This is a genomic window from Pseudanabaena cinerea FACHB-1277 (assembly GCF_014696345.1).
GTDB classification, from domain to species: Bacteria; Cyanobacteriota; Cyanobacteriia; order Pseudanabaenales; family Pseudanabaenaceae; genus Pseudanabaena; species Pseudanabaena cinerea.
Window position 1 is genome coordinate 16,838 of sequence record NZ_JACJPY010000021.1, and the last position, 15,691, is coordinate 32,528.

A 15,691-nucleotide genomic window follows, 5' to 3' on the forward strand; every position below is an offset into this window, starting at 1 on the left:
GATTGCTACAGTCTATAGTATAGGCAAGTGTTTGAAAGACTGAAAGCCCAAAGAGTCTCAAGCCTCTCTGTAATCCTCAATAGGCGGTAATAGATCAATAATGGACAAAAAAGAAATGGACAAAAAAGCTCGTGACGAAAGCGAAATTAGCGTTAGCCTCTCCTCTGACCCCACCTTGATCGTCACCGACAATAGCGGTACTCGCAAAGTCGCACTCACTCAGGATAAATATACAATTGGGCGAGATGAAGATAATGCGATTCGCCTTGATTCAGATTTTGTATCGCGCCATCATGCCTATGTTATTAGGGTGCAAAGCCTCAAAAGTCCGAGTATGTTCAGAATCATTGATGGCAGTACATCGGGCAAGCTTAGCAAAAATGGACTAGTAGTTAATGCTATGCAAAGTGTGAGATCCCATGATCTTAACGATGGCGATATTGTCACCTTTGCGCCTGAAGTACATATCCTTTACCTTGCTCCCAGATAATCTTGTGCGCTAAGTTAAGCCAAATGCTCAGCAGTAGCATATACTTTTCGCTAGTAAGCGATATCTACTTCTTTTTCTTTGGTGAGCTAATGAGCGAAACAAACGTTAGTCACACTCTATTAATTACGGACGCGAGAGGTAGTAGAAAACTCGCACTTGATGGCTTAAAATATACAATTGGTAGGGATGTGAATAATAACATTCAGCTTTATTCACGGTTTGTATCTCGTCAACACGCGGTCTTGCTGCGAGTTCCTGGGGAAGGGGGGCGCTATCTCTATAGAATTATTGACGGCGATCTAACTGGCAAACCCAGCGTCAATGGCATCATTATCAACCACCATATGAAGGTGACATCCTCATACAATTTACGCAATGGCGATGTAATCACCTTGGCTCCCAATGTGGAATTGACCTATTTAAATACACAAACTTAATTAAACCCAAAAATCACAGCGCAAAGCGCTTACACCCCAACCAAGACAAGTTTTGAAAACGTTGCAAGGCAAAGTTTTTAAAGTTTTTATTGCGATTCGATGGAGCGGTAGTTGCTGCAAGTCAGCACCAAGGGCTATCAGCTAACGTCGCTGGGGCTTGCTATGTTCATGTTTTTGCGGACATTTTTGCTGATGATTTCTAGTCCCTGTCATAGGGCTATCAATGAAACAATGCAATTAACGTAACCGCAATTTGGCTGAATTTGCAGACCTTATGGCTCTTGTCCTATCTAATCAAGAAAACATAGATTTGTTGCTTTTTTGGTTGAAGTTAGCTGTTGGCATCTGTTGCATTGCAATCGCTACCTTAGTTGTATTTTGGCTAAGACTTAAGAATCTTGAAAGGCAAATTTCTGCACCCACAAAAAACTCTAAGTTCTCACCAAAGCAACTATCCCGACCTTCCCAACGCTTGCTGAAGTTCCCCCACCCAAAATCATCCCGTCATTACAGATCTAGGCATAAACGTTTATTTGCTAATTCGCGATCGCTATGGCGCTGGCTCTTGGCGATCGTCACCATTGCCAGTATCACAATCACTCTCAGCAATGGCTTTGTCGGTTCTGAAATAACTACATTTTTGTGGTTATTAGTTGGGGTGATGTTGGTTGCAGTTGCCGCCTTTGAAATATAAGTTTATTATATATTTTTGTTTTTTATTATATTTTTTTATTATATTTTTTTATTGTTATTTTCCACAGTGCTTTGCGCTCAAACCCAAACAAAGCAATATCTTTCTTGCGGTTCACCTGCTGTCAGTCCGCACTTTGCAGTACCAGTCCAAACTAATTCAAACCTTTTCATCTAAATGTTCGGAAACTGCTTGATAGATTTCGAGAACATGGTGATCTAGCAATTGGTAATAAACTTTGCGCTTGCTCTTGCGATAGCTAACCAAACGCATGGTGCGTAAAATTCTGAGTTGGTGCGATACCGCCGATTCACTCATCCCCACGATCGCCGCAATATCATGCACACAGAGTTCTTGCTTAGATAGTACCGACAAAATTCTAAGGCGACTAGGATCACCCATCATTGCAAAAAATTCTGCCATTACCTGTGCTTTGTCTAAGGGCAGAACAATATCCAGTAGCTCCCGCAAATCTTCAGGGGCGATCGCATGGATGTCACAGGTGGGCAAATCTAGAACATTCTCAAGGCTAACGGGATTGGGTTCTAACATGATTTTATTATATACTCCCCTCCCACCAAAGAAATAGACATATAAGACCAAGAATTAGCGTTGCAGCGCGAAGCTCCGCAACGTCTAATTTTCACTGGGAAGGGAGTAGCTAACTCCAGTTTTACCGCGCAATATCGAATTGGCATATTGTAATTGGCATTGTGTTATGCCAAACCTCAATAGTCTTAGTCTAGCTTTTTGCTATTGACATATGAATATACGTTCATATATAATAATTGAATTCAATGGATAAACTACTATGACTACCGCAACTGAAACCAAATGCGCCTGCCCCAAATGTTCTTGCATGGTCTCCCTAGAGACCGCGATCATTGCTGACGGCAAGCCTTACTGCTCTCAAGCCTGTGCCGATGGTCATCCTGAAGGTTCAACAGGATGCAAAAAATCTGGTTGTGGATGTGGTTAATGCGACAGCGCTTTACCGCTCAAACCCCAAAACAAAGAAAAGCCTTACGGGCATTGCTAAGCAATGCCCGTAAGGCTTTTTCTATGATTCGTTTGAACAGCAATTGCGGTAAATGGAGAAGTAAATGGCGTAGCCATTCCCTCATTTAGCCATAGGAAAACTGCCAAACGCTCTAGCTCTAAATGCGCTTTGCTAAAACCCAGCGTAATTCCATTTGTGAATCACTAAATCTAAACAAATCTTTCCCCTTTGTCCAATTTTCAAACCATCCTGTTGGAGGCCAGTCTGCGGTGGGTAAATGTTCCCGTTCATATTCAAAAACTGAGTCATCACTAACAATTGCTAATGGTAAATCGGCAAAAGCGGCATGGAGTTCTTGATTGGTGAACATCGAAGACCAGACCACCTCGGAAAACTGCTGCGCCACTGGTGTGACCACATAATCATCATGGGCTATGAATAGATTAAATAGGAATAGCCCTCCATGACATAGCGCTTTACTAACCTTCTCTAATAGCACCTTGATCTGCTCAACATTGCGGAAATGGGAAGCCACAACCTCCGCACAAACGATAAAGTGATAGTGATCAGGCTGTAAATTTACCTGTGGATCGAGAATATCACCAGCGATCGCTTTTACCTCTAGTCCTTGGGCTTGAGCATCTAGAGTCAGTTGCTGTACTAGGGCAGGTGCTAGTTCTAGGGCTTCAGCTTGGCAGCCTAGTTTGGCTAAGGGCAGAATATTTCGCCCCGTGCCAGCACCGATATCTAACACCCTGAGGCTGGTGGGATCACCCAAACCAGCGATCGCATCCATAACCCTAGCATCGGCACTTTTGCCAAACAATGGCGGCTTGCGCGTATCTACCCAATTTTGATATTGCTCAGCGATCGAGGTAAGGGAATATGCCACATTGTAGGTAACACCGACATTAGGGTAAAGCGCTGACTCATACTTGATCACTAATCTAGATAAAGGCGAATATTGAAATCCATTGTCCAAATTTTCCTTTAACAACTTCCGTAAAACCGCTAAATCTGACTGATTAAAAGCTTTGCCCACCGCTTTAAACAACTTCTCTAATTTCTCCATATACACATTCATCAATGCAGGGGTGCAGGGCATCAATATCTCCCCCTTAACCCTTGTATAGAGATTTATATTTTTTAAAAAATTAGGCACATCAATAGGGTCAGCCAAATTCTTCGTGGCATTGACCTGTAAGACTTGGAGCGTTGCCTTCTTACCGCCGACCTGTACTAATGCCTTTGGTTGCTGCTCAGACTTAACTCCCAACATCGCAGGCACACGCATCTGCAAATCTCGATTATTAGGAGGTGGACTAACATCAGGATCGACGTTGTAGGAAACTGTGTAGCTAACGCCTGTATCGGGGGATTGGGTCGGATGATATTTGAGGGTTAAATAGGTGTTAGATGCGGCTTGGTATCCTTTTTGCAGATACTCGGTTAAGATTTCGCGTAATTTCAATAAATCAGCTTTACTAAAGGGTTTGCCCAGACTGCTAAACATTTGCTCAAACCGCCCCATATAAGTCTCTAATAGTGCGGGTACACAGGGCATAGAAATTTCGCCACTGGTGTAAGTATATTTATTCAGCAGTTCTGAGAAATGTTTATCCAGCATGGTTACAGTCTGTTGAAGCTTTAAGGGGTACAGAAAGATTTTTGAGAGCGGCGCTGTATGTAAGTTTAGTTATTGCAAACTATAAAAGCGCGGCTTATCCACGCTTTTATAATTTATTTTAGGCTTCGATCGCTGAAGCAATATTGCTACTCATTTCTAAAGATTCTCTGAGGGCGCGAACGGTGGCAATCATGGAAACGACATCATGCAATTGGTTAACCGCAGAACCAACACCAATGCCTGATGCACCCGCAGCGATCGCCATCGGTGCGGTGACATTGCTCAAACCAGAGGCACAAAGTACGGGAATGGACACAGCGCGGCTAATGGCATGGGCGGCGGCAAGGGTGGGTGCAGCCTTTTCGATCGCTCCTAATACACCTGCATGGACTGGCGCGGCACTAGTGCCACCTTCAGTTTGGATGATATCTGCACCGATCGCCTCTAGCTTTTCGGCAAGGGTGATTTGCTGATCGAGGGGAAGGGTATGGGGAACAGTAACGGAAATGGCAGTATGGGGTAACAAAGCTCTAGTTTCGATGGTCAAGGCAATAATTTCATCGGCGCTAAATTCACGACCTTGGGCATAGTAACGATCATAATTACCGATTTCCACGAGGTCAGCCCCTTGAGCCACTGCTTCAGCCAGCTTATGGGCTTCGATCGCTGATACACAGATGGGCAGAGAGCAGTTCGCCTTCGCGATCGCAATTAGCTCCGCATCGGCGGCAATATCCACAAAGGTCGCACCACCGCGATCAGCAGCTTGCACCACCATTTTTACTGACTCCCGATCAAAGTTTTGGATGCCGCTAATAATCTTGAGAGCGTTGCGGCGGCTAAAGGCGTTGCGTAAGGAAACAGGTAAACGAGACATAAGCTTGGTCATCCTAATAGACTAAATATTTAGATGTATGACTACTTTAACGCGATTTTGTTTAGATCTTTTCCTTTGCCGCAAAAACCAGACGACTGTTTTCCAAAAGACTATTGATTTGTTTGAGAACCGTAAAATCTTCTTCAGGTAAATTGGGGAGAGTGGTTGCTGCGGGGCTTTTTTCGAGAAAATTAAAGGCTTGGCGAAAGTCCTTGGGAGTGGCAGCGATCGCATTGTCAAAGTGGCAAGGCACAATCATTTTAAAATTCCAACTCGCCACCCGATCCGCCCATGCAATGACCTTTTGCGGATCACGATTGAGAATCAGCGTTTGCAAAATTGGCGCAACAAAAATTCTGCCATTACCGCGCAATTTCTCAAAACTTTGATACCAATCATCGCGCCACTTAAAGGGAAATAGCCCCCAAAATGCCTTGGGCGATCGCTCAGGAGCCTTGGCAATATCAGCGATCGCCTGCCAAAATGGCACTGTTTCCAAAACCTGTGGGCGGAAATAAAACAAAAACAAAGCCGTGCGCTGCCAGCCGCGAATCCGATTTACTTCTGTATCGACAATTGGTTCTAGGGCGCTATCCCTAGCATGAAATAGCATCGGATAGGGATCGATTTGCAAGACCTCAGGCGGCCTTTCGGGAATCGCCACAATCGTATCTGTCACCAGCAAAGTTTGCGATCGGCGATCGAACATCGCCACCTCCGCAAACTTACCCAAACCTAGCTCCACCGATCCCAAAATCGCATAATCAAACTGATCCGCAAAAGGCACTTGTCGCCCATCCTCTGGCAATACCTTCGTGCGTCCCCAAGGCAACCCCAGCCAACTCACAGGCAAATTAAGCGGAAAACTCCATTGATGGGGCGATATGTAAACCTCTGCATCAGGAAAATTCCGCGCAAAAGGTCCCACAAACACCTTATGCTCAATCCCCGAAACCGTTGGCAAAATAATATACTTAACCGCGCCATGCTCCGCTTCCAACTCCCGCACTAGCCGCACACATTCAGGGGTCGGCGCAACGGGTGCATATACCAACAGCCCCCCCGCCGCCAACTTCACCACCGTCATGCGGATCGGCACAACCACATAAAAAATGCCCTGAATCTGGTCAAAAGTCCAAACAGAATTTTTCACCACCTCTTGCCTGATTGTGCGCCTCTGCCCGTAAGGATAAAGCGGCACGACTTGCCAGAATTTCCAAGACCAGTCTTTATTATGAGCAGTTAATGGGGGCTTAGCAGCAGCAGTCATTAATTCAGGATCTCATTCTTGATTTGGGTTAGTTGCCGCCAATTATATAGTTTTTCTAGATATAGTTTTTCTAGCCTAATGCTGAAGTTAGCATTAGGTACTCAAAATTGCTGAGTTAGGGTTTGCTGTATGCTGGAGATTACAGTGTATTCTAATAGTGGTAGCAATAGTAACAGTAGAACTACATCCCAATAGCTCTACGTTTACCGAAACCCAGCTTTAAAATATTAAAGATATTAAGATATTATTCACCTAGATCCTCCCATTATGCTCAAACGTACCGTCTCGACATTACTTGTGATATTTGCGCTATTTCTTACCAGTTGTGCAAATACTCCCACCAGTGGGCTTGTCCCATTTGCAGATAGTAAAGACGGTTATCGCTTTTTGTATCCTAATGGCTGGACTGAAACCAAGGGAAACTCGGCAGTTGACGTTTTATTCCATGACATCATTGAGCCATCTGAGAATGTGTCCGTGGCGATCACCAAATTACAAACCGTTAAAACCCTCGAAGAAATCGGTGATGCTGAGGCGATCGCCTTGCGGGTGCAAGAGCGTGTAGTTGCCCCAGCAGGTTCAGGTCGTCAAGCCAAATTACTTAATGTTACCCAAAGAGCAGTCAGCGATCGCAACTATTACACCTTTGAGTATGCCGTTGAACGCGCTCAAGGAGAACCGCGCCATGACCTTGTTACCCTAACAACCAATCGCGGCAACCTTTACACCCTTAGCATCTCTAGCTCTGAAAAGCGCTGGGAAAAAGTCAAGGAATTATTCTCCAGAGTGGCTAAGTCTTTCACAATTGAATCTTAGTTATAGCGCCTGTCAAATGGTTGCACACTCATTTGATAGCCAAAGATCTTAGTTCCCAAAGCTCAGCGATTGAATCTTAGCCAAGTAAGTACAGGGATCGGTTTTCCCTATAGTTCTGCCCTATATGTCCCAGATCTTAATCATTGACGATGATCCAACCATTAGAATGACCCTGCAAAGATTTTTGAAGAGTCAAGGCTATCGGGTAACTGTGGCTAAGGATGGGCAAGAAGGGCTAGCCAAAGCTTGGGAAGAGCGCCCATCCCTAATTATTTGCGACTGGATGATGCCCATTATCGATGGGCTGGAGGTCTGCCGTCAAATTAAAAGTAATCAGGAATTGGCAAAAATTTACCTAATTTTACTGACCGCGAGGGATCAAGAAACCGATCTAGTGAAAGGATTGGAGATGGGCGCGGATGACTTTTTGAGTAAGCCACCAAGGATCAATGAGCTAAGGGCAAGGGTGAGGGCTGGATTGCGCCTTTACCATGCCACTGAAGAGATTCAGAAACAAAAATGCTTGATCGAGCAGGAGCTAGCGCAGGCATCAGAATATGTGCGATCGCTTTTACCAAATCCTATTACAGGCAAAATCTCGATCCATTCTAGCTTCCTACCATCCAAACAGCTAGGCGGCGATAGCTTTGACTATTTTTGGTTAGATGATGATCATCTTGCCCTCTATTTATTAGATGTGTCAGGGCATGGAGTGGGGTCAGCGCTATTGTCAGTATCAGTGCTAAATTTGATGCGAAGTCGCAGTCTTAGACCTAATCCCACTGCCCCAGATGGAACCAACTTCCACAGCCCTAGCGCCGTATTAACCGATTTAAATCAAACATTTCAAATGTCAATCCATAATGAAATGTACTTTACGATCTGGTATGGGGTCTACAACAAGCAAAACCACCAGCTTACCTATGCGAGTGGTGGTCATCCGCCTGCGATATTGCTGTCCAATGAAGAAATCCCGAAAATAAAATTATTGAAAACTGCGGGATTGCCCATTGGCATGATGCCCGATATAAACTATCCACAACATATCTGTGAAGTTGATACTAGTAGCCGTTTATACTTGTTTAGTGATGGGGTCTATGAAATCACGCAACCCGATCAAAGTATCTGGGGATTAAACTCACTAATCGATACTCTAATCCATACTCCCAGCAAACAGCCACGGTTAGAGCATATTCTTAATTGCGTTAAAGATGCGGCAAATGGTCAGCCATTCGATGATGATCTTTCTCTATTAGAAATTGAGTTTCATATAGATTGATTTAGATTAATTTAGATTAATCATAGAGAATATTGCTGCGCCAAGGGCGGCGCTACTCTCTACAAAGTGGCATTAAACTCTTCTACAGTGGGATAAACCCTAAAAATCTTCGTCATACTGGTTAATTCAAATAGCATCTGTACTTGATCATTAGCACCACAGATCACCATGTCACCATTGATGTTGCGGATTGATTTGAGGGCAGAAACCAAAGCACCTAGTCCAGAGCTATCCATAAAGTTGACATCATGCAGATCCAAAACCAAATATTTGGGAGGATTTGGCGAGGCGGCAATATCACTAACTTGGCGGCGAAATTCAGCCGCCGTTGTGACATCTAATCTGCCTTTAGGTTGGACGATCTTAGTTTGATTACTCATTAATTTTTCCTGATAGTACGTTTGCAACAAGTATTGATTTTTTGACTCGCATTTGGGCTTTAATAAAAGCTTGGCTTTAAGTTTAACTTGAAGTTACTTTACCAGACCTCATCAATTTCTATGAGATTCTAGAATCTTATGTCAGTCCAGTTCCTTAAGGCTTTATGTAATACAGAGAACTTTTGCAAGGAGATCGAAACTCTACCTTCAGAAAATTCTTTGGGTTTTAAGTGAGCGCACAAAGCGCTGTAATTTTTGTAATTGTTAACTATACCGAATTATTCAAACCTATGGCTGATTTGCCCAATATCCAAACCATACAGGATGTATTAAGACCGATTGTGGATCGCGATCGCCAAAAAAGTATTATTGAAGCGGAAATGGTGCGCGATATTGCAGTCAAGGCGAATGGGGTAGTTAGTTTTACGCTATTGATGGACAATCCCAATAGCCCCCACCGCGATGCCTTGATTCAAGAATGTAAAACGGCGATCAAGGCGATCGCCAATGTCACCGATGCTTGGGTGAAAGTAATCGCCAATAGCCCTGTGGTCAATAATCCTGAATCACCTACAAGCCCACTCAAGGGCATCGCTGGCGTTAAGTATGTACTGGCGGTGTCCAGTGGCAAAGGTGGCGTGGGCAAAACCTCGGTGGCGGTCAATGTGGCGGTTGCCCTTGCTGACATGGGCGCAAAGGTCGGGATTCTTGATGCGGATATTTATGGGCCTAATGTCCCCGTAATGTTGGGCATGGAGGCGGCGCAGATAAAAGTGGTCAAGGCGGAAAATGGCGCGGATGTGGTGGAGCCAGCCTTTAACTATGGGGTCAAGATGATCTCTATGGCATTTTTAATCGCGAAGGATCAGCCCGTGGTGTGGCGGGGACCAATGCTTAATGGCGTAATTCGTCAGTTTTTATACCAAGCCAATTGGGGCGAACTGGATTATTTAATTGTCGATATGCCCCCTGGTACTGGTGATGCTCAATTAACCCTCACTCAATCTGTGCCATTGGCAGGAGCCGTGATCGTGACCACACCGCAAACAGTCTCACTTTTAGACTCGCTTAAGGGCTTGAAGATGTTTCAAAATATGGGCATCCCTGTTTTGGGCATTGTCGAGAACATGAGCTATTTTATTCCTCCCGATCTGCCTGAAAAGCAGTACGACATTTTTGGGTCGGGGGGCGGCAAAAAGGCGGCGGCAGAGCTTGGCGTGGATTTGCTTGGTTGTGTGCCTCTGGAAATTAGTCTGCGTGAAGGGGGCGATCGCGGTGTGCCGATTGTTTTAGGTCATCCTGATTCAGCATCAGCAAAGGCGCTCAGGGAAATTGCAAAGGCGATCGCGGTGAAGGTGGCGGTATAGGTAAGGTGATTGGTGATTGGTGATTGGTAAATATTATTTGTTATCTTGACTTTTATTGTGATAAACTCGTAAAGGTCAAAAAATCAGATTATAAAAAGTCGCCTGTAAAAAGAAGTGCCTAAACTAAAAACTCGTAAATCTGCTGCAAAGCGGTTCAAGGTGACAGGTAGCGGCAAGTTTGCACGCCGCCATGCTGGTCGCAATCACTTACTAGAACATAAGCCCACTGCCCGTAAGAGCAGATTGGGTCAGATGGCTATAGTCGATGAGACTGATAATGACAGAGTAAGTGCCATGATGCCTTACGCCTAAATCAAGAATTTTTTGGGGCATTTCGCGCCCTAAAAAAGTTAAGTAAACACATTTCACGATAACCAAAAAGCCATGACGAGAGTAAAACGCGGTAACGTAGCTAGAAAGCGCCGCAACAAAGTACTGAAATTAGCCAAGGGCTTTCGCGGATCGCACTCTAAGCTGTTCCGTACTGCAAACCAGCAGGTAATGAAAGCTCTGCGTAATGCCTACCGCGATCGCCGCAAGAAAAAGCGCGATTTCCGTAGCCTCTGGATTACCCGCATTAATGCTGCTGCCCGTCAACAGGGTCTAACCTATAGCAAGTTTGCAGGTTTACTCAAGAAAGCCAATATCGAAATTAATCGCAAAATGCTTTCTCAGATCGCCATTCTCGATCCCCAAGCTTTTACGGCGATCGTTGAAAAAGCTAAAGCTATGATCTGATGAGGCGATGCACAAAAAAGAAAGGGAGGACACACTGAGTGTGTCCTCCCTTTCTTTTTTGTGATAAAGATTTACAAAACTTGATGGTTTCGGTAACAGACTTGTAAGAAAATCGACTATAACTAAGCGTATTAATTTATACGTTTAATGCGTTTAGCTAAGTTGATCCCGATGCTATTAGATAGATTAGCTTTTGCAAAAGTGTTGATACGTTTTTGTGAATCGTTAATGGCTAGCCTCTGGGTTAATTTGTCATAATTTAAATTTTTTATACCCCCGTTTTTAAATCAGGAGATAGTCTGTAATGCCTTTTGGACCAGCTTCACGTTTGGGTGTTAGTCTGTTTGATGAAACCCCACCCCAAGAGAGGGTGCTAGGTCAGTCCCTAGAAGAGACCGAAACAATCATTCGTGCCGTATATCGCCAAGTCTTAGGCAATGCCTATGTCATGGAAAGTGAAAGACTCACTGTTGCTGAGTCTCAGTTTAAGAATGGTGATTTGAGTGTGCGGGAGTTTGTCCGCGCTGTGGCTAAGTCTGAGCTATATCGTTCGCGGTTTGTTAACAATGCTGCGCCTTACCGCACTACAGAGTTGAACTTTCGCCACCTGCTTGGTCGCCCTCCCATTGATTATGCAGAGGTGCGTCAACATAGCGACATTCTCAATGCTCAAGGCTTTGAAGCTGACATTGACTCCTATATTGACAGTGATGAGTACCAAAATACTTTTGGGGAAAACTTTGTTCCTTATATCCGAGGCTATAAGACTGAAGCGATCACTAATTTGGTGCAGTTTACCCATACCTTTGAACTAGTGCGTGGTGCTGCTAGCAGTAGCCTTAAGGGTGATTTGGCAGGTAATAGCCCTAAGCTCAACAGTCTAATGATCAAATCTATCCCTACCGCCGTAATTCCATCCACTGGCGATGGTGCTTCATTCCGTACTCCTGCGGATGCGCCTTTGACCCGCCGTGGTTCTTTTGGGACAGCCACAAGCAAGGTATACCGCGTCGAAGTTACGGGCTATCGCGCCAAAACCGTCAATAGCATTTCCAAGTTCCGCCGTAGCAACAAGGTTTACCTCGTTCCCCTCGATCAGCTTTCTCAAGAATACCAACGTATTCACCAACAAGGCGGTGTAATCGCTAGCATTACGCCTGTTTAGTCTTGGCTAGTTGGTGCTTTGCGCCAACTAGCTTGGCTGGTTGGTCATAGCTAAATTTGTAAACTAAATGCTGGGTAGCTGTTGCTTCGGCTCTGGCTGTCCAGCAACTCAGGTTTTCAGTTTATTTATGGCTAATTGTTGAATTGATGGGATCGCCAAAACTGCGATCGCTATACTAATTTTAAAATTTTCATAACAAAAACCATAATAAAACCCCCTGAGATATTTCTTAGTATTTCTTGATACCTATTTGTATCATACTTATATCTTGCTTATATCTTACTTATATCTTGCTTTTACAACAACCTATGGCAACTTTACTAGCACCAGTCAAACTCTATGCCAATAGCAGTTCTGAAGATTTACAGACTGTGATTCGCTCTGTATACAAGCAGTTGGGAAATCCCCATGTAATGGACAGTGAGCGTCTAATTGCTGCCGAGTCTAAACTTGGCGATCGCTCGATCACTGTGCGTGAATTTGTACGGATCGTGGCAAAGTCAGACTTTTATCGCGATCGCTACTTTTCTGCCTGCGCTCCTTACCGTGCGGTTGAATTAAACTTTCTGCATCTGCTAGGACGCGCTCCTCAAGATCAACGTGAAGTGTCTGAGCATATCGTGCGTACTGTCGCTGAAGGCTATGCTGCTGACATCGACTCTTACATCGATAGCGATGAATATCAAGATGCCTTTGGCGAAGACACTGTTCCCTATAGCCGTGGCAAAAACAGCGCCAACAATGCCAAGCAAGTCGGTTACAACCGTATGTTTGTGTTAGATCGTGGTGCAGCCCAATCGGATAGCGCCGTGCAGTCCTCACAGTTGGTTTTTGCTTTGGCAACCAATAGCAGCAATGTTATTAAGCCATCCACATCGAATGTGATTGGTTCTGGTACTGAGAAGCGGTTCAAGATTGTGGTGACGGGTTCTAAGTTTGATACGCGCCGTCGTGTCAGCCAAACTGAGTACATTGTTTCGCTGAGCAATATGACTGCTCAAATCCAACGGATCAATCGTACTTCTGGCAAGATCGTCAGCATCACGGCGATCGCCTAGAATCAGCCGATTACAGCGCTTTGCGCTTAATTTAAATCCAGAAATATTTTTGAGAGCCTAGCTTCGTGCTGCTTTCAGAAATATTTCTGTAATCTTCACAGCCTCATTAGGCTATATACAAACCAAGCAAGGTCTGTTGTGTCAACTGTAAGTAATCAAAATATCAATAATCCTATTGCCAACCATCCTTACTGTTATAGCGATCGCCAAGGTTGTCGCGTTGTCATTGAGGTCATGGACAATGGTCGTTCGGGCATAGGTCGTGCAGGTGTCTTGGCGATCGCGGTTCCCTATGATCGTTTCTCCCAGACCTTACGCTCAATTAAACGTTCTGGCAGGAAAATTTGCAATGTTTTTATATCCCAACTACAACTGCCCGATCAACAGGCAGATGTAATTGCAGAGACGACTGCCATAACCGTTGAGGCGCTAACTAGTGCCACTAGCTCTGAAGCCTCAGAAGTAGCGTCTGATGCTGAATCAACCGATATGCAAGCGATGGACTGCGAGGTTGGGGAAATGCAGGTGATTGGAGAATCTCTTGCTGAGGCGGCAGATGTTGATGGGGTAAAAAATGTTGTTATCGCTCTAGCTGAGCCTATGGCAGCAGATGAAGTTATAGTTAAGGAAGATTCCGCAGATATTCCCATCGTGGCTACCGCTAATGCCGATTTGCCTCTGAATGGAGAAGTTCTCGCAGAACAACCTGTTGAGCCAGTTATTGAGCCAGTTATTGAGCCAGTTATTGAGCCAACTATTGCGCTTAAGAGCGAACTTGTGGCGAATGTAGAAATTGCACCAACTGCCAATGCGAAGAAGCCCAAAGCCTCAACTAAAACGGCAGCAAGTGGTTTTAATAAACGCAAAAATGCTCAGACCACGACTAAATCACCTCGAAAGCCCAAAAACTAATGGATATTCGTGAGTTTGTTGCTGGTTCTATCGGACATTGGCGATCGCAGCGTAGCGCTCACCATTTGGCATTTGGTCACTTTGAGGCGGTGCAGTCAGAAATTGACATCACCGACTTAGCTCTGGATGCTCCCGAAGTCGTTGCGCTTTGTCAAGCTTACAGCATTGACCCCAAGGAGGCGATCGCCCCCTTTCGGATGAGTTGGGTTGGTCAGTCAGATTGGGAAGATAGTGAAGAGATCAAAGGTAATTGCGTATTGGTTCCGATCCCCGATCCTGAACGGCCTAATTGTGGCAAGCTCCTGCGAGAACGCGGCTATGCCGAAGAGGTGGCAGCGATCGGTGAATATCACATTACCGAAGATAATACCTTTGTTTTAGTGACTAACTATGATCGCGCCTCGGCTGAAGAAAAAATTTGGTTTGTTAACCCCAATGTCCGATGTCGGGTATCGCTGATTAAAACCAGTGCTGGTACTGGGGTGATTACTGCCTCTTTCTCTTCCGAAATTCGCCAAAGTTCGCAAAGTGCGTGACAAAATGCTGGATAGTAGCGCTGACGCTAATACTAAGCCCTAATATTAATCTTCACTTATTAAATCTATGGATCTATCCCAGTCTAATTGCCATGATTTAATTACCCTTGCCCGTTGGATGGCAGGTGATTTCAGTAATTACCAACAAGCCGCCGCTAGTCCTAGAGACTTTGCCCATATTCATGTGTTCTTCCGTCCTCTGCCCTTTGACTTCTTTAACGGAATTGGACTCTATTCAGAACAGGTCTATGACTATGACCTCTGGACTCCCTACCGCCAAGGTGTCCATCGTTTAGTGGATCAAGGCGATCGCATCTATATAGAGAACTATAGCCTCAAAAATGCAATGTACTTTGCAGGGGCAGGACGCAATCTGGACATTCTCAAAACGATTAGTAAAGAGGCGATCTCAAGGCGCTATAACTGCTCAATGGTCTTTCGGCGCGAAGGCGATCGCTATATCGGTGGCGTTGAGGGCAGTAGTTGCTTCATAGAGAAAAATGGCTGTCAAACCTATCTCGATAGCTATGTCGAGGTGACTGAAACGACATGGCTTAGTCTCGATAAAGGCATGGATATTAACACGCATCAACAAGTTTGGGGTTCAACTACTGGTCCATTAAGATTTGAAAAAAAAGAGAGCTTTGCCAATGAAGTCCCCAATATCCTGTAAACCGATAGAAATACCAGTCAATCTGGCAAGAATATTGCCGCCCGAAGCTCAGAAAAAAATGCAGAGTTGGATTCGCAGTCGCCATCTAATTTGTTCGGGAAATTTTTTTGTCTTTGAAAGTGTTGATTATAGTGCGGTGGAACGCTTTGGCGAATGTGTGGCAGCTTTGGGCGGTACGGTCATTACTGTTGAACCCGTTGACAAAATTTGGATGGGCGATCATCGCCAAGTGATTCTCTACCGTTCTAAAGCAAGTCTGCATACTCCTCACCATCAACTGCGTCAATATTGGATTAAGTATGGCAATTTTCGCACTAGGTTTGATGAACAAGCTTAGTAGTTTTGCGGTATGAGATATTTGCAAAGTTTTATGCC

General features: G+C 44.7%; 20 protein-coding genes. 15 read left to right on the top strand and 5 right to left on the bottom strand.

All coding sequences use genetic code 11. From position 1 onward, the window contains the following. The first annotated feature begins 100 nt into the window (after window positions 1-100). From H6F44_RS08740 to H6F44_RS08750, 3 genes are all read left to right on the top strand, one after another. On the top strand, window positions 101-490 hold the full coding sequence (locus H6F44_RS08740; protein ID WP_242016502.1) for an FHA domain-containing protein: 390 nt from the start codon (window positions 101-103) through the stop codon (window positions 488-490). Window positions 491-579: 89 nt separating this feature from the next. Continuing rightward, window positions 580-927 (top strand): FHA domain-containing protein, encoded by a 348-nt coding sequence (locus H6F44_RS08745; protein ID WP_190350570.1) that lies wholly within the window; start codon window positions 580-582, stop codon window positions 925-927. Window positions 928-1,201: 274 nt separating this feature from the next. Further along, window positions 1,202-1,621, top strand: a complete 420-nt coding sequence (locus tag H6F44_RS08750; protein WP_190350571.1) for a hypothetical protein — start codon at window positions 1,202-1,204, stop codon at window positions 1,619-1,621. Between the two features lie 156 nt (window positions 1,622-1,777). Here H6F44_RS08750 and H6F44_RS08755 read toward each other — a convergent pair whose 3' ends face one another. Then, the gene (locus tag H6F44_RS08755) at window positions 1,778-2,170 is read right to left on the bottom strand and encodes an ArsR/SmtB family transcription factor (RefSeq protein ID WP_190350572.1); all 393 of its coding nucleotides are present in this window, start codon (window positions 2,168-2,170) and stop codon (window positions 1,778-1,780) included. Window positions 2,171-2,429: 259 nt separating this feature from the next. Here H6F44_RS08755 and H6F44_RS08760 point away from each other — a divergent pair, with 259 nt between their 5' ends. After that, window positions 2,430-2,597 (top strand): metallothionein, encoded by a 168-nt coding sequence (locus tag H6F44_RS08760; RefSeq protein WP_190350573.1) that lies wholly within the window; start codon window positions 2,430-2,432, stop codon window positions 2,595-2,597. Window positions 2,598-2,775: 178 nt separating this feature from the next. Here the strand turns inward: H6F44_RS08760 and H6F44_RS08765 are convergent, their stop codons facing one another. The 3 genes from H6F44_RS08765 to H6F44_RS08775 all read right to left on the bottom strand — a co-directional run bounded on the left by H6F44_RS08765 (window position 2,776) and on the right by H6F44_RS08775 (window position 6,392). Then, a complete protein-coding gene (locus tag H6F44_RS08765; protein ID WP_190350574.1) occupies window positions 2,776-4,245 on the bottom strand; it encodes a class I SAM-dependent methyltransferase in 1,470 nt (489 codons plus the stop codon). A 118-nt stretch (window positions 4,246-4,363) separates the two neighbouring features. After that, a complete protein-coding gene (locus H6F44_RS08770; RefSeq protein ID WP_190350575.1) occupies window positions 4,364-5,122 on the bottom strand; it encodes a DUF561 domain-containing protein in 759 nt (252 codons plus the stop codon). 61 nt (window positions 5,123-5,183) lie between these two features. After that, the gene (locus H6F44_RS08775) at window positions 5,184-6,392 is read right to left on the bottom strand and encodes a DUF4336 domain-containing protein (RefSeq protein WP_190350576.1); all 1,209 of its coding nucleotides are present in this window, start codon (window positions 6,390-6,392) and stop codon (window positions 5,184-5,186) included. A 267-nt stretch (window positions 6,393-6,659) separates the two neighbouring features. On the opposite strand from H6F44_RS08775, the gene psbP reads away from it, so the two are divergent. Together psbP and H6F44_RS08785 are read left to right on the top strand one after the other, a co-directional pair. Then, the gene (gene psbP, locus H6F44_RS08780; RefSeq protein WP_190350577.1) at window positions 6,660-7,208 is read left to right on the top strand and encodes a photosystem II reaction center PsbP; all 549 of its coding nucleotides are present in this window, start codon (window positions 6,660-6,662) and stop codon (window positions 7,206-7,208) included. 124 nt (window positions 7,209-7,332) lie between these two features. Next, complete coding sequence (locus H6F44_RS08785) at window positions 7,333-8,487, top strand: PP2C family protein-serine/threonine phosphatase (protein ID WP_190350578.1); 1,155 nt, start codon at window positions 7,333-7,335, stop codon at window positions 8,485-8,487. A 59-nt stretch (window positions 8,488-8,546) separates the two neighbouring features. Here the strand turns inward: H6F44_RS08785 and H6F44_RS08790 are convergent, their stop codons facing one another. Further along, window positions 8,547-8,867: an STAS domain-containing protein gene (locus H6F44_RS08790; RefSeq protein WP_190350579.1), complete on the bottom strand. Its 321-nt coding sequence runs from the start codon at window positions 8,865-8,867 to the stop codon at window positions 8,547-8,549. Window positions 8,868-9,157: 290 nt separating this feature from the next. Between H6F44_RS08790 and H6F44_RS08795 the strand changes: the two genes are divergently transcribed. The 9 genes from H6F44_RS08795 (at window position 9,158) to H6F44_RS08835 (ending at window position 15,653) form a co-directional block, all read left to right on the top strand. Beyond that, window positions 9,158-10,234, top strand: a complete 1,077-nt coding sequence (locus tag H6F44_RS08795) for an Mrp/NBP35 family ATP-binding protein (protein WP_190350604.1) — start codon at window positions 9,158-9,160, stop codon at window positions 10,232-10,234. Window positions 10,235-10,348: 114 nt separating this feature from the next. Next, entirely contained in the window at window positions 10,349-10,546 is a 198-nt protein-coding gene (gene rpmI, locus H6F44_RS08800) for a 50S ribosomal protein L35 (RefSeq protein ID WP_169362119.1), read from the top strand. Between the two features lie 72 nt (window positions 10,547-10,618). Continuing rightward, window positions 10,619-10,972 carry a 50S ribosomal protein L20 gene (rplT, locus tag H6F44_RS08805; protein ID WP_190350580.1) on the top strand — a complete coding sequence of 118 codons (354 nt, stop codon included), beginning with the start codon at window positions 10,619-10,621 and terminating at the stop codon, window positions 10,970-10,972. 304 nt (window positions 10,973-11,276) lie between these two features. Then, window positions 11,277-12,137 carry a phycobilisome linker polypeptide gene (locus H6F44_RS08810; RefSeq protein ID WP_190350581.1) on the top strand — a complete coding sequence of 287 codons (861 nt, stop codon included), beginning with the start codon at window positions 11,277-11,279 and terminating at the stop codon, window positions 12,135-12,137. 308 nt (window positions 12,138-12,445) lie between these two features. Continuing rightward, the gene (locus H6F44_RS08815) at window positions 12,446-13,195 is read left to right on the top strand and encodes a phycobilisome rod-core linker polypeptide (RefSeq protein ID WP_190350582.1); all 750 of its coding nucleotides are present in this window, start codon (window positions 12,446-12,448) and stop codon (window positions 13,193-13,195) included. 138 nt (window positions 13,196-13,333) lie between these two features. Next, on the top strand, window positions 13,334-14,107 hold the full coding sequence (locus H6F44_RS08820) for a phycobilisome linker polypeptide (RefSeq protein ID WP_190350583.1): 774 nt from the start codon (window positions 13,334-13,336) through the stop codon (window positions 14,105-14,107). Then, on the top strand, window positions 14,107-14,643 hold the full coding sequence (locus tag H6F44_RS08825) for a phycobiliprotein lyase (protein ID WP_190350584.1): 537 nt from the start codon (window positions 14,107-14,109) through the stop codon (window positions 14,641-14,643). The genes H6F44_RS08820 and H6F44_RS08825 overlap by 1 nt, the downstream gene beginning before the upstream one ends. A gap of 67 nt (window positions 14,644-14,710) precedes the next feature. Beyond that, on the top strand, window positions 14,711-15,316 hold the full coding sequence (locus tag H6F44_RS08830; protein WP_190350585.1) for a chromophore lyase CpcT/CpeT: 606 nt from the start codon (window positions 14,711-14,713) through the stop codon (window positions 15,314-15,316). Then, window positions 15,294-15,653 carry a CpeR family transcriptional regulator gene (locus tag H6F44_RS08835; RefSeq protein WP_190350586.1) on the top strand — a complete coding sequence of 120 codons (360 nt, stop codon included), beginning with the start codon at window positions 15,294-15,296 and terminating at the stop codon, window positions 15,651-15,653. The genes H6F44_RS08830 and H6F44_RS08835 overlap by 23 nt, the downstream gene beginning before the upstream one ends. Window positions 15,654-15,691: the final 38 nt, after the last annotated feature.